General features: G+C 57.1%; 14 protein-coding genes. 5 read left to right on the forward strand and 9 right to left on the reverse strand.

The features are described 5' to 3' along the window. Positions 1–115: 115 nt before the first annotated feature. Complete coding sequence (locus tag G403_RS0103775) at positions 116–1,684, forward strand: cation:proton antiporter family protein (protein ID WP_027852803.1); 1,569 nt, start codon at positions 116–118, stop codon at positions 1,682–1,684. 21 nt (positions 1,685–1,705) lie between these two features. Here G403_RS0103775 and G403_RS0103780 read toward each other — a convergent pair whose 3' ends face one another. From G403_RS0103780 to G403_RS0103815, 8 genes are all read right to left on the reverse strand, one after another. Continuing rightward, positions 1,706–2,092, reverse strand: a complete 387-nt coding sequence (locus tag G403_RS0103780; RefSeq protein ID WP_027852804.1) for a CBS domain-containing protein — start codon at positions 2,090–2,092, stop codon at positions 1,706–1,708. A 13-nt stretch (positions 2,093–2,105) separates the two neighbouring features. Then, the gene (locus G403_RS0103785; RefSeq protein ID WP_027852805.1) at positions 2,106–2,459 is read right to left on the reverse strand and encodes a hypothetical protein; all 354 of its coding nucleotides are present in this window, start codon (positions 2,457–2,459) and stop codon (positions 2,106–2,108) included. Next, positions 2,456–3,952, reverse strand: a complete 1,497-nt coding sequence (locus tag G403_RS25820) for a DUF1538 family protein (RefSeq protein ID WP_027852806.1) — start codon at positions 3,950–3,952, stop codon at positions 2,456–2,458. The genes G403_RS0103785 and G403_RS25820 overlap by 4 nt, the downstream gene beginning before the upstream one ends. A gap of 72 nt (positions 3,953–4,024) precedes the next feature. Next, on the reverse strand, positions 4,025–4,351 hold the full coding sequence (locus tag G403_RS0103795) for a YqcC family protein (protein ID WP_027852807.1): 327 nt from the start codon (positions 4,349–4,351) through the stop codon (positions 4,025–4,027). Beyond that, a complete protein-coding gene (locus G403_RS0103800; RefSeq protein WP_027852808.1) occupies positions 4,348–5,703 on the reverse strand; it encodes a class II 3-deoxy-7-phosphoheptulonate synthase in 1,356 nt (451 codons plus the stop codon). Before G403_RS0103800 ends, G403_RS0103795 begins: the two co-directional genes overlap by 4 nt. A gap of 119 nt (positions 5,704–5,822) precedes the next feature. Beyond that, a complete protein-coding gene (locus G403_RS0103805) occupies positions 5,823–6,740 on the reverse strand; it encodes a LysR family transcriptional regulator (protein WP_027852809.1) in 918 nt (305 codons plus the stop codon). Between the two features lie 108 nt (positions 6,741–6,848). Next, the gene (argF, locus tag G403_RS0103810; RefSeq protein WP_027852810.1) at positions 6,849–7,760 is read right to left on the reverse strand and encodes an ornithine carbamoyltransferase; all 912 of its coding nucleotides are present in this window, start codon (positions 7,758–7,760) and stop codon (positions 6,849–6,851) included. Positions 7,761–7,818: 58 nt separating this feature from the next. Next, positions 7,819–9,012 carry an aspartate aminotransferase family protein gene (locus G403_RS0103815; protein ID WP_027852811.1) on the reverse strand — a complete coding sequence of 398 codons (1,194 nt, stop codon included), beginning with the start codon at positions 9,010–9,012 and terminating at the stop codon, positions 7,819–7,821. A gap of 275 nt (positions 9,013–9,287) precedes the next feature. Between G403_RS0103815 and grxD the strand changes: the two genes are divergently transcribed. Together grxD and G403_RS0103825 are read left to right on the forward strand one after the other, a co-directional pair. Then, positions 9,288–9,638, forward strand: coding sequence for a Grx4 family monothiol glutaredoxin (gene grxD / locus G403_RS0103820; RefSeq protein WP_027852812.1), 351 nt, complete (start codon positions 9,288–9,290; stop codon positions 9,636–9,638). 122 nt (positions 9,639–9,760) lie between these two features. Further along, positions 9,761–10,363 carry a peroxiredoxin gene (locus G403_RS0103825; protein ID WP_027852813.1) on the forward strand — a complete coding sequence of 201 codons (603 nt, stop codon included), beginning with the start codon at positions 9,761–9,763 and terminating at the stop codon, positions 10,361–10,363. A gap of 78 nt (positions 10,364–10,441) precedes the next feature. Here the strand turns inward: G403_RS0103825 and rnt are convergent, their stop codons facing one another. Continuing rightward, complete coding sequence (gene rnt, locus G403_RS0103830) at positions 10,442–11,086, reverse strand: ribonuclease T (protein ID WP_027852814.1); 645 nt, start codon at positions 11,084–11,086, stop codon at positions 10,442–10,444. Positions 11,087–11,271: 185 nt separating this feature from the next. On the opposite strand from rnt, the gene G403_RS0103835 reads away from it, so the two are divergent. Then, entirely contained in the window at positions 11,272–12,138 is an 867-nt protein-coding gene (locus G403_RS0103835; RefSeq protein ID WP_027852815.1) for a flagellar protein MotY, read from the forward strand. Positions 12,139–12,248: 110 nt separating this feature from the next. Continuing rightward, positions 12,249–13,475, forward strand: a complete 1,227-nt coding sequence (locus G403_RS0103840) for an argininosuccinate synthase (protein ID WP_027852816.1) — start codon at positions 12,249–12,251, stop codon at positions 13,473–13,475. Positions 13,476–13,507: the final 32 nt, after the last annotated feature.

Here is a 13,507-nt window from a genome sequence, read left to right on the forward strand (position 1 = left end):
AACATTGGCTCGCGGGTTCTGCATCGCGCCGGTGAAGCATGCAGACGGTTTGTTAGGAAGTGCTAACAGGTCTCGGCCTGGTGTGGCACCTGTTTGATTGATTAAGGAAGCTGTCGTGCTTGAAGCGGTCTGGATCGTATTTGCCTTCGTGTTGGGAATAGGCGTCAAGATGGTGGGCTTGCCCCCCTTGATCGGCTATCTGGCTGCTGGTTTTGCTATTGTTGGTGCCGGTCAGGTTGCGGGCATACCGGTTGAGGGCACTGAAGTGCTCGAACACATTGCCCATCTTGGCGTTCTGCTGCTTCTGTTCACCGTGGGCTTAAAGCTGAAGTTGCGCAATCTGGTCCGTCCTGAGGTCATTGGTGGCGGTGCGCTTCACTTCGGGATCTCCATACTGCTGTTTACCCCCGGGCTGCATTTTTTTATCGGTCTGGACTGGTATACCGCCTTGATGTTGGCCATTGCGCTTTCATTCTCCAGTACGGTGCTGGCGGCGAAGGTGCTGGAATCCAAGCGTGAACTGCGGGCATTTCACGGTCGGGTGGCGATCGGGATATTGATCGTACAGGACCTGCTGGCGCTGCTGGTTATGGCCTTGGCCAGTGGTCAGACCCCGTCAATGTGGGCATTGGTTGTGTTCGGTATTCCGTTGCTGCGTCCCGCGCTCTATAAACTGCTCGATATCAGCGGTCACGATGAGTTGCTGGTGTTGCTCGGTTTGTTGCTGGCCTTGGTGGTTGGCGGCGAGGGCTTTGAAAGTGTGGGTCTGAGCTCGGAGCTCGGGGCTCTGGCATTCGGTGCATTGCTGGCTAACCACAAGCGTGCGGGGGAGCTTTCGCAGTCGCTTTGGAGCATCAAAGAGGTGTTCCTGGTCGGTTTCTTCCTGCAGATCGGCATGGGCGGTCTGCCGGACCAGGATGCGTTAATCTTTGCCATTGTCATGGGGGCCTTGCTACCGCTCAAAGGTATACTTTTCTTCTTCCTGTTACTGTTGTTCAAGCTGCGCGCTCGCAGCGCTTTCCTCTCCGGTTTGAGCCTGACCAACTACAGCGAGTTCGGCTTGATCGTGGCCAGTATTGTGTTGCCCCAGTGGTTGATTCCGCTGGCGATTGCCGTCTCCGTCTCGTTCGTGGTTTCCGCACCGCTCTATCGGGCCGCACATCCTTTGTATGAGCGCCTGGGATCACGCCTGTCTCGCTTTGAGCGCAAGGGCTTTCACCCGGATGAACAACCGCTGTCGTTGGGCGATGCGCAGGTGCTGATTATCGGTATGGGGCGTACCGGGACCGCCGCGTATGATCATCTGCGGCCCAAAGGTCTGCCTCTGATGGCGCTGGATTCCGACCCGGCAAAGGTGGAGTCCCATGTGGCCAACGGACGTCATGTAGTGTTTGCCGATGCTGAGGATGTCCAGCTGTGGAAGAATCTCAAGGCGCCGGCCCTGCGCTATGTGATCCTGGCTGCCAGCGATGTGGAGGCTAAGATTACGGCTGCCCGCCAGCTACGCCAGTCAGGGTTTGATGGTGTGATAGTCGCACACAGTATGTTCGCCGATCATGCAGATAAGATTACCGCGGCCGGGGCCGATCACACCTACCAAACCATGGCTGAGACCGGGGTGGGTCTGGCCGAGCACGTGTTCGCGGAGGCCCGGCACCGGATCGCTGCGTTGGAAGATAGCTGACCCGAGTTGGGAACGTTTGGGTCAGTCGATATCCTGGAGAAGGATCTCCACCATATCGTTCATTGTCACCAGGCCGACCAGCTGGTTATCGTCCACAACAAGTATCCGCTTCAGGCGGTGCTGGGTCATGATTTCGGCGGCATGGCGCACCGCCAGCGACTGCCCCAGGGTCAGAGCCGGTTTGGCGCAGATGTCGTAAACATTGAGCAGATCGATATCGCCACTCTCGGCGATCACCGTTTTGACGATATTGGTGTAGGTAATCAACCCGTAGGCGTCGTGGTCATGGTTCTTGTCGACGACCAGTGACTTGATTCCGCGCCGTTTCATCAGGCTCATCGCCTCGCGCAGTGTCGCAAAGGGTGAAATCGTGACCACGTCACGGACCATCACGTCTTTTACCAGCATGCCTGTTCTCCTGTCACAGCGAATCTTTGAGGTGCTGCTCGAACTTCTGGATCTGCGCCAGATCCAGACCGCGCAGATGTTCGATCGGGAAATTAAATACCAGACCGCGCGAATTGGACGGGTCTCCCTCGTGCAGGATCGCATCGAAAGCCTTGAGGACCTCCAGCGATAGCTGCTTCTCCAGTACCATCAGCAACACCGATTGATTCCCGTCATAGGCGAAGCCGAAAAACGTCTTGCGCGTCTCGTTGCTGATACCCCGTCCCTGAATCAGCGTGATGCCGCCGGCACCCAGCTCCCGCGCCTTGTCGATGCACTCCTGCTCCAGATCCTCCGGCACGATGGCGACCAAAGCCGTGAACTTCATACAGAATCCTCCGTTCGGTTTGCCCGGCTGCACCATTCTCCCCAGAGCGCATAGAGCATTACCGTGATAATTGGAAAGATCGACGCGAAAGCGATCAGGCCGAAGCCGTCGATCAGAACACTGCGGCCCTCGATATGGGAGGCCAGGCCGATACCCAGTGCTGTGACCAATGGAACCGTGACTTCCGATGTGGTAACACCGCCCAGATCGTAGGCAAGGGCGACAATATAGCGTGGCGCGGCCAGTGTCAGCAGGATCACCACCAGATAGCTGCCGATAATGTAATAGTGTATTGGGTCGCCGTGGATCAACCGCCAGACGCCGATCGTGATGCCGATGGCAACGCCGAGCGCCACCAGAATCCGGATTGTACCGGCATGGATCTGGCCGGCAGCCGCTTCTTCCGCCTGGCGGCCGATCGCCAGCAGAGCCGGTTCCGCCATTGTCGTGGCGAAGCCGATTAGGAACGCGAACAGATAGATCAACAGCTGATTATGCTGCTGTACCAGCTGTTCTGCCATGCTGGCGCCGATGGGGAACAGGCCCAACTTCAGTCCAATGACAAAGGCATACAGCCCGACGATCACCAGCACGAAACCAAAGACCACCTGCCGGAGGTTCGCCAGGGGGCGGCGCAGCACCAGATACTGGAAGAATAGAATGGTGATAATAATCGGCAGGACGTCGCGCACCATGGTCGCCAGGTCGAGCAGTACCTTCAGTACCGGGGGGGAAGGTTCTTCGCTGTGATCGGCACCACTATCAAGAAATCCTTCGGCAGGTGTCGGCTGGCTGTAGACCCAGGTGCCATAGAGCTGCACGCTGATCATCGGCACCATGACAGCCATGGCAACCAGGCCGAACCCGTCTTTGAGCGGGCTGCGGCCACGGATCGAGGCGGCCAGCCCGATGCCGAGTGCAGCGATCAGCGGCACCGTGACCACATTGGTGGTGACGCCGCCGGAATCGTAGGCCAGTCCGACGATCTCCTGAGGTGCAAAGAAGGTGACGATGACCACAAGGATATAGCCGACGATCATATAATGGTGGATCGGATGGCCGAAGATAATACGAAACACGCCCAGGGCGGTGACGGCGCCCACCGAAGCTGCCACCAGCAGACGCAGGGTCAGGCCATCGATACGGCCCTCACTGATCTGTTCGGCCTGCTGGGCTACGGCGATCAGGGCGGGTTCGGCCACCACCGCCGAAAAACCCAGACTGAAGCCGAAGCCCAGCAATACAGGCACCGATCCCTGTCGTGCGAATTGGTTGGACAGGCTTTTACCGACAGGGAAGATGCCCAGCTCCAGCCCCTGCAGGAACAGGGCCACACCGAGCGCGACGATAATCAGCCCTGCGGCCATGGTGAGACTGTCGTCCGGCATCTGCTGCAGAATCAGCAGCTGGAAAAGCAGCACCACCAGAATGATCGGCAGCAGATTCTTCAGGGCATGAAGAAAACTGAGACCAAACGCCTCAAAGTACCGCATAGATGTGTGAAATCTCCCGTCGTTCCCACAAGCTTAACTTATCAGCCTGGGAAGCCGAGCGGAAGCAGGAGTTCAGGGAGCGTTGGTGACGCTTTCATCAAGTCTTTCGAGCAGTATCACCAGTTGATCGGTATGGGCATCTACCTGCCGAAATGCCTCTTCCGCCATGGGGGCAACGGAGCAGGTTTCCGGCAGAGTACGCTGCTCAATCACAATCTGTTCCAGGCGTGGCAGTAGTAACCATTGAACCCATTGGTGGAATTCCAGGGTGTCGACGCAAAACGGCTGTTGGCTCATCAGTGCTTCGGCTGGGGGCATAGTCTCCGACCAGAGATTGACCGAGCGCATTTCACGCTCGATCTCCAGTAGCAGACTCAGTATCTGTTGCGCGTGACTCACCGCTGACTCCTCGCACTTTTCAGAGTGTCGGCAATCATGAAAGCCAGCTCCAGAGACTGATCCGCGTTCAGGCGGGGGTCGCAGTGGGTATCGTAGCGGTCCGCCAATGTTTCCTCGGTAACCTGATAGGCACCGCCGATACACTCGGTCACCTCGTTGCCGGTCATTTCAAAGTGGACACCGCCCGCGTAGCTGCCCTCGGCCTGGTGAACTTCGAAGAAGCCTTTCATCTCATGCAGGATGGCGTTGACGTTGCGTGTCTTATAGCCGTTTGAAGCTTTAATCGTGTTGCCATGCATGGGGTCAGAACTCCAGACCACATTCGCGCCCATGGCCTGCACGGCTCGCACCAGCGGCGGTAGCTTTTCAGTGATCTTTTCGGCACCCATCCGTGCGATCAGGGTGATACGGCCCGGTTCATTGGCCGGGTTGAGCGTATCGAGCAGGCGCTTGAGATCATCCGCGTCGGTACTGGGGCCAACCTTGATACCCACCGGGTTGCAGACGCCACGCAGAAACTCCACGTGAGCATGGTCAGGCTGTCGGGTGCGATCGCCGATCCAGAGCATATGCGCCGAACAGTCATACCAGCCACCGGTGAGGCTGTCGCGCCGGGTCAATGCCTGTTCGTAGTTCAGCAGCAGCGCCTCATGGGATGTGAAAAACGCGGTCTCCTTGAGCTGCGGCGTGTTATCCGGATTCAGGCCGCACGCCTTCATGAAGGCGAGGGTCTGATCGATCTGGGAGGCCAGGTGCTCATACTTTTCATGGGCTGGACTTTGAGCCACGAAGCCCAGGTTCCACTTATGAACCTGATGCAGGTCGGCAAGGCCACCACCAGCAAAAGCTCGCAGCAGGTTCAGTGTGGCGGAAGCCTGATGGTAGGCCGCCAGCAGGCGCTGAGGATCCGGCGTTCTGGCCTCTGCTGTGAAGTCTATACCGTTGACGATGTCGCCCCGGTAGCTGGGCAGCTCGATCCCATCGATGGTTTCGGTGCCGGCTGAGCGGGGCTTGGCAAACTGGCCCGCCATACGGCCCACTTTGACCACGGGGCAGCTACCGGCGAAGGTCAGGACAATAGCCATCTGCAGCAGCAGCTGAAAAGTATCCTTGATTTTATTGGCATTGAACTCCGCGAAGCTCTCGGCGCAATCACCCCCCTGCAAAAGAAAACCATCACCTCGGCTGACGGCGGCCAGCTCCTCTTTCAGGGAACGAATTTCACCGGCAAAGACCAGGGGAGGGTACTGGGACAACGTGGACTCCACGGTGTCCAGCGCAGCACGGTCGGGATACTCCGGCTGCTGCACGATCGGTCTTTCTCTCCAGGTTGAGGGGCTCCAGTTCTGCATAGTAGCGATGTCCATTTATACAACGGCCCAGTGGGGGCGGATTAAAAAGCAGCCGTAAGTGTATGTGATCGAGCGCCGCAAACAAAGGCGCTAAGCGGGAATTGAGTAACGGGTGTGGCTCAGGAGGCGGAGCGGATACCGTTCAGATTACGGAAAGTGATATCCCGGGCCGTACTCAGAAAGTCGGTCATGAAGTCGACATCCTTCTGATCATCGCGCATGGCGGCATACAGCGTGCACCAGAGCCCTTTTTCGCCCAGTGGCCGGGTAGCGATGTAGTCCTTCTGCAGATATTCGTGCACTGCCCAGTTAGGCAGTGCGGCAACACCGCGTCCGCTGGCGACCAGTTGCACCATCATGACGGTCAGCTCGGCGGTGCGTACTTCCGCCGGCTCCACGTTCTCAGGGTCCAGAAAGCGAGTGAAGACATCCAGACGATTGGTGTCGACCGGGTAAGTGATCAATGTTTCCTGCGCCAGATCGCGGGGGTGGATAAACTTGCGGGCGATCAGCCGGTGCTGTCGGCTCAGGGCGAGTACCGATTCGTAGCTGAACAGGGGGACATAGTGCAGGCCGTTACGCGGTTCGGGGTCGGAGGTGATGACCAGGTCCAGATCACCGCGGGCCAGAGCCGGTAACGGCTGAAACGTGAAGCCGGTGGACAGGTCCAGCTCCACTTCCGGCCAGTTCTGGCGGAAGTGATCGATGGTAGGCATCAGCCAGTCAAAGCAGCTGTGGCATTCGATACAGATGTTCAGTCGCCCGGCAGCACCGCCGGCCAGACGTGAAATATCACGTTCGGCATTGCGGATCATCGGCAGCACATCGTCAGCCAGTGCCAGCAGGCGCTGGCCTGCGCTGGTAAAGCAGATCGGCTTGGTTTTGCGGATGAACAGGGAGCAGTTCAGGCGCTCTTCCAGATCCTTGATCTGGTGGGAGAGGGCGGATTGCGTCAGATGGACCCGTTCGGCGGCTTCGACAAGGCTTCCTGCGTCACGCAAGGCGGCCAGGGTTTTCAAGTGACGTAGTTCTATCATGCCTGACTGACTCTCTCTGCTCCTGCCCCGGAGACGGGCGCTTTCGGCCAGTATAGACCGCCCCCGGCACTCTGGCGAGGTGAGGGGCGGTGTTCGCTGGGCGAGACATCAGGCGCTGGTGACGAGCAGGAATTCCAGCAGCGCTTTTTGGGCGTGAAGTCGGTTTTCTGCCTGTTGGAAGGCCACGCAACGCGGGTCATCCAGCATATCTTCGCTGATCTCTTCGCCCCGGTGGGCCGGCAGACAGTGCATAAACAGCACATCCTTGTTGGCGGCGTCCAGCAGAGCCGGGCTGACCTGATAGCCGCGGAATTCACGGATACGTTGGCGCTGCTCATCTTCCTGGCCCATGGAAGCCCAGACATCGGTGCAGACCAGGTCGGCACCGTCTACGGCTTCCTCTGGACTGTTGAACACACGAACCCGGTCGGCGTTTTTAAGAACCAGCTCGGCGTTGGGCGCGAAGTCCTCGGGGCACGCTACGTTAAGGCTGAAATCAAACTGCTGTGCGGCGTTGATGTAGGAGTTGCACATGTTGTTACCGTCGCCCACCCAGGCCACGGTCTTGCCCTTGATGGACCCGCGTAGCTCGTGGAATGTCTGCATGTCAGCCAGCAACTGACAGGGGTGGAAGTCATCGGTCAGGGCATTGATGATGGGCACACGGGAATTGGCAGCGAAGGTTTCTACTACCTCGTGGCTGAACGTACGGATCATCACCACATCAACCATGCTGGAGATCACTCGAGCGCTATCTTCGACGGGTTCGCCGCGGCCCAGCTGCGTATCGCGGCTTGACAGGAACATGGCATGGCCGCCGAACTGCGCCATGCCGGCCTCGAACGAGACTCGGGTCCGGGTAGAGGCCTTCTCGAAGATCATCGCCATTACCCGGTTTTTCAGCGGCTCATAAATCTCACCGTTGTTACGGATGCGCTTGAGCTCGATAGCCCGTTCGATTACGCCTTGTAGTTCCGCCGGGGTCAGATCCAGCAGGGTCAGAAAGTGTCTAGTACTCATAATATCAACAGGCGGCCAGGCCGCCGGTTCCAGATGTCAGTGATAGAAGTCTCAGTGTTCAGTCTGAACGCTCGTCCCCGGCGTAAACCCGGATCAGCTGAGATACGGTGTGTATCAGTAGGTCGGCTTCGTTGCGGCTCATAATCAGTGGGGGCAGCATACGCACGACCCGTCCTCCACCGGTTACGTTTAACAGTACGCCTTTGACCTTGGCAAGAACAGCCAGTTCGGAGCCCGCTTCAGTGAGTTCGATACCGATCATCAACCCTTTGCCGCGGATCTCTTTGATATAAGGCGCGTCGCCCAGCTTTTGTTGAAACTGATCGACAATATACTGGCCCAGCTCGTCGGCATGCTTACACAGGTTGTCGGCCTGAATAGTATCCACCACGGCCAGGGCTGCAGCGCACGCCAGCGGGTTGCCGCCATAGGTGGTGCCATGGGTGCCGGGCGTGAACAGCTCTGCCGCTTCGCCCCGTGCCAGGCAGGCACCGATGGGCACACCATTGGCAAGTCCTTTGGCCGTGGTGACCACATCGGGCATGATATCGGTGTGCTGAAACGCAAAGTAACGTCCGGTGCGCCCGTTGCCGGTCTGAACTTCATCCAGCATCAGCAGCCACTCGTTCTCATCGCAGATCGACCGGAGCTGGTTCAGGTAGTCCGGGGCAGGGATATGGACCCCGCCTTCGCCCTGCACCGGCTCAACCAGAATGGCGACGACATTAGGGTTCTTCCCGGCAATCTGGCGAATGGCTTCCATATCGTCATAGGGAACACGTACAAAGCCGCTGACCAGAGGCTCGAAACCGGCCTGGGCACTGCGGTTGCCGGTGGCGCTCAATGTTGCCAGCGTACGGCCGTGAAAGGCGTTCTCCATCACAATAATCGTTGGAGTCTCCACGCCTTTCTTGTGGCCGTAGCGTCGTGCCAGCTTGATGGCCGCTTCATTTGCTTCGGCGCCGGAGTTGCCAAAGAAAACGTTATCCATACCCGAAACAGTCGTCAGCTTCTCTGCAAGCTGCTCCTGCAACGGTATCGTATAAAGATTGGAACAGTGGATAAGGCGAGCGGCCTGGTCGCTGATCGCTTTGGTCACCGCCGGATGAGCGTGGCCCAAACCCGTGACGGCGATACCGCAGAGTGCGTCCAGATATTTGTTACCGTCGGTGTCGTAAATCCACGCGCCTTCGCCGCGCTCAAAAGCGACTGAAAGCCTGTTATAGGTATTCATCAGTGGCTGGAACGACATGGAGCAGATCCCCCTACAACGCAAAAAGGCAGCCACAGCTGCCGAAAAAACAAGCATTCTATGTGGGGGTAGTGGGTTTGGCAATCATTTATCCTTACTCCGGGACTGGAAATGGCGACATGAGACTTGAACTTGTCTCTTTACGACCCCATAGACATCCCAGCGGCGCGGTGACTCTTTATCCGAGTTAAAAGGTCGGGTATATTGAGGCCATGTTAAGCGGATTTGGCAAAACCGGTTCGCGATTCACAGGAATTAAACAGCAAGGTGTAACCATGAGCGTAGTCGATACCATCAAAGAGCAGATCGAAAACAATACGATTCTGCTATATATGAAGGGCACTCCCCGTTTTCCGCAGTGCGGCTTTTCTTCGCGGGCGTCGGAAGCGTTGGTTGCTTGCGGTGAACGCTTTGCATTCGTGAATATTCTCGAAGCGCCGGAGATTCGTGCCGAGCTGCCCAAGTATGCGAACTGGCCCACCTTTCCTCAGCTTTGGGTCAACGGTGAGCTGGTGGGTGGCTGCGACATTATTTGTGAAATGTCGGAGAGCGGTGAACTTAAAGAGCTGGTTTCTGCGGCGGCCCAGAAAGAGGCGGCCTCGGGCGAGGGTGAAGGCTCGGCTTGATAGGCTGCCTTTATCGGCAAGATAGCCTGCCTTTATTAGATCCCTTACAACTATTCAGGTAATTTATAAGCGTCTGATTTAACGCTTGAAAACACTCAACTGAAGCAAGGAGAGTCAAGAACATGGGCGTACTCGTAAGTAAAAAAGCACCGGATTTTACAGCAGCGGCAGTACTGGGTGATGGCAGCATCGTCGATTCCTTCACGCTGAGTGAAGCGATCAAGGGTAAGTACGGTCTGGTTTTCTTCTATCCGCTGGACTTCACTTTCGTTTGTCCTTCAGAGCTGATCGCACTGGATCACCGTATGGACGCGTTCAAAGAGCGTGGCGTAGAGGTGATCGGTGTTTCCATCGACTCTCAGTTCACCCACAACGCATGGCGTAACACGCCGGTTGCCGATGGTGGTATCGGGCCGGTCAAGTACACGCTGGTAGCGGATACCAAGCATGAAATCTGCCAGGCGTACGACGTCGAGGCGGATGCCGGTGTTGCATTCCGTGGTGCCTTCCTGATCGATAAAGAAGGTAACGTGCGTTCTCAGATCGTGAACGATCTGCCGCTGGGTCGTAACATGGACGAGCTGATTCGTCTGGTCGATGCACTGCAGTTCCACGAAGAGCACGGCGAAGTGTGCCCGGCCGGCTGGAACAAAGGTGACAAGGGTATGGACGCGTCTCCGGACGGCGTTGCCAAGTACCTGTCTGAAGAGTCCGACAAGCTCTAAGCTGAGTCGTGAACTAAAAAAACCCGCTTCGGCGGGTTTTTTTATGGGTGCTGTATGGCATTAAAGGCGGAGGATGCTTCAGTCCCGCGTAGCCAAGACCATTTCCCAGCCGCCCAGATCTTTCCATCGGTTAACGATCATGCAGAACAGTTCCGCCGTTTTTTGAGTGTCGTATAGCGCGGAGTGGGCCTGCTTACCGTCAAACTCGATGCCGGCGACTTCGCAGGCGCGGGCCAGGACAGTCTGTCCGAATGCCAAACCGGCCAGGGTTGCGGTATCAAAGGTCGAAAAAGGGTGGAAAGGGTTGCGTTTAATGTCGGCTCTCTCGGACGCATTAAGAATGAATCCGTGGTCGAACGCAGCGTTGTGCCCTACCAGAACAGCCCGCTTACAATCGTGTGATTTAATTGATTTACGGATCGGTTTGAAAATCGACTCCAGGGCTGCCTGCTCTGACACTGCACCCCGTTCAGGGTCAAAAGGGTCAATGCCGGTAAACTCCAGCGCTGCGGCTTCCAGGTTGGCACCTTCGAACGGTTGAACCTGAGCATCAAAACTCTTGTCGATTATCAGATAGCCGTTTTCATCCATGGTCAGCGTAACGGCTGCAACTTCGAGAAGTGCGTCAGTGCGTGGGTTGAAGCCTGCGGTTTCAACGTCAATGACGACCGGTAGAAAACCGCGAAAACGGTCTGAAAGAGGGTGCTTGGGGGCGGAAGACAAACCTGTTCCTTACTTGATTCGGTTGCGGGCTAAAGCCTGATCAATCATTCTATCAGTCCCGACATGGGCATCCAATGACGTTGGTGCGAAGCGCGGTTGCTTAAGCCCCGCGTATCGCAGCCGATAAAGCGATAGTATGTCCGGTCTTTTCCGTTTTGGCGGTATTTATACGTGGAACAACGTGGATGCGTTTAGCTGTTTTAAGCCTGCTGGCTCTGTTTGCCTCAATAGAAGTGGGTGCGGTTACCTTTCGGGCCTCAATTGATGAGTCGCGCTGGGAGATGGAGTCATCACGCTTTAGCTGCCGTTTGCGTCAGGAGGTCCCGGCATACGGTATAGCGACTTTTGAACATCCCGCCGGTGAGGCGGTCCGCTTCGCCCTGACACCGATTCAGAAAGAGCAGGTCGTCGGCCGCGCAACGCTGATTGCGGAGGCGTCTGACTGGCAACCCGGTATCGAACCCCAGGTGTTGGGGCAGGTTGAGCCGGCGGAGTCCGGGTTGATCGAGGTGGCTCCGGAGTTGGCGCAAAACATGTTGGCGGCGCTGTTTCGCGGTATGACGCCAACGTTCAATACCGAGAACTGGTATGGAACACCCGATACGCTGAAGGTCGGGATCTCCGCGGCTAACTTTCAGTCGGCCTACACCGACTATCTGAATTGCGTGGCCGGCTTATTACCGGTCAACTTCCGACAGATCGCCCGTACCGCCATTCTCTTCCCTTCGGGAGCTTCCGAGTTGTCTCCGGCGACACGGGAAAGGCTGGACTTGATTGCGCTGTATGTCAGTGCGGACGATAGCATTCAGTCGATCTATGTAGATGGCCACTCGGATAACCTGGGCCGGCGGCTGCTGAACCGGGATCTTTCCAAACGCCGCGCCGAAGTTGTGACGCGTTATCTGGTACAGCTTGGAGTACCTGAAGATAAGATCGTCACCCGTTACCATGGTGAGCGTTATCCTGTGGTGCCCAATACATCGGCTGAAAATCGAGCCCGTAACCGACGCGTGACCGTCAGATTGGAGCGCGAGGGCGGCACCGCCCGCTAAACAGGTGGTATCGGTGGTTCTGCCGGTGTCGGTGATCTGATATACTTTCGCGCTTTCCCGCTTGTTCGTCCGGTCGCTGTGACCGGCATTTCGTGATCTGGAGTCGCAACATGTCCGATATCAAGAAGGTCGTGCTGGCTTATTCCGGCGGTCTGGATACATCCGTTATCGTCCGCTGGCTGCAGGACACCTACAACTGTGAAGTAGTGACCTTTACCGCCGATCTGGGGCAGGGCGAAGAGGTCGAGCCGGCCCGAGCCAAAGCTCAGGCGCTGGGCGTCAAAGAGATCTTTATCGAAGATCTGCGTGAAGAGTTTGTGCGCGACTACGTGTTCCCCATGTTCCGGGCCAACACCATTTACGAAGGCGAGTACCTGCTGGGTACCTCAATCGCACGTCCGTTGATCGCCAAGCGCCTGGTGGAAATCGCTCAGGAAACCGGCGCTGACGCAATTTCTCACGGCGCTACCGGCAAAGGTAACGATCAGGTTCGCTTCGAGATGGGCGCCTACGCGCTGATGCCGGGCGTTAAAGTGATCGCGCCCTGGCGTGAATGGAACCTGACCTCCCGCGAAACGCTGATGGCGTACTGCGAGGAGCGCGATATCCCGGTTGATTTCGCCAAGAACAAGAAGAAGTCGCCTTACTCCATGGATGCGAACCTGCTTCACATCTCCTACGAGGGTGGCATTCTCGAAGATCCCTGGGCCGAAGCCGAAGCCGATATGTGGCGCTGGAGCGTCGCTCCCGAAGAGGCGCCGGATCAGCCGACCTATCTGGAGCTGACTTATCGCAAGGGTGATATCGTTGCCATCGATGGCAAGGAAATGAGCCCGGCTGAAGTGCTGGCGTACCTGAACAAGGTGGGCGGTGCGAATGGCGTAGGCCGCCTGGATATCGTCGAGAACCGCTTTGTCGGCATGAAGTCGCGCGGCTGTTACGAGACTCCGGGGGGCACCATCATGCTGACCGCTCACCGTGGTATCGAATCCATCACTCTGGATCGTGAAGCGGCGCACCTGAAAGATGAGCTGATGCCGCGTTACGCCAAGGTGATCTACAACGGCTTCTGGTGGTCTGAGGAGCGCAAGATGCTTCAGCAGATGATCGACTACAGCCAGCGTAATGTGAACGGTGACGTGCGGGTGAAACTGTACAAGGGCGCTGTTTCCGTTGTTGGTCGCCGTTCGGAAGACAGCTTGTTCGACGAGAGCATTGCTACCTTTGAAGACGATGCTGGTTCTTACGATCAGAAGGATGCTGAGGGTTTCATCAAGCTCAACGCGCTGCGCATGCGGATTGCGGCCAGCAAAGGGCGTGACCTGTTGAAGGACTGAGTCATGGCTTCTGCTTAGCGCTCGATATCAAG

This window comes from Marinobacterium litorale DSM 23545, assembly GCF_000428985.1.
Classification (GTDB): Bacteria; Pseudomonadota; Gammaproteobacteria; order Pseudomonadales; family Balneatricaceae; genus Marinobacterium_D; species Marinobacterium_D litorale.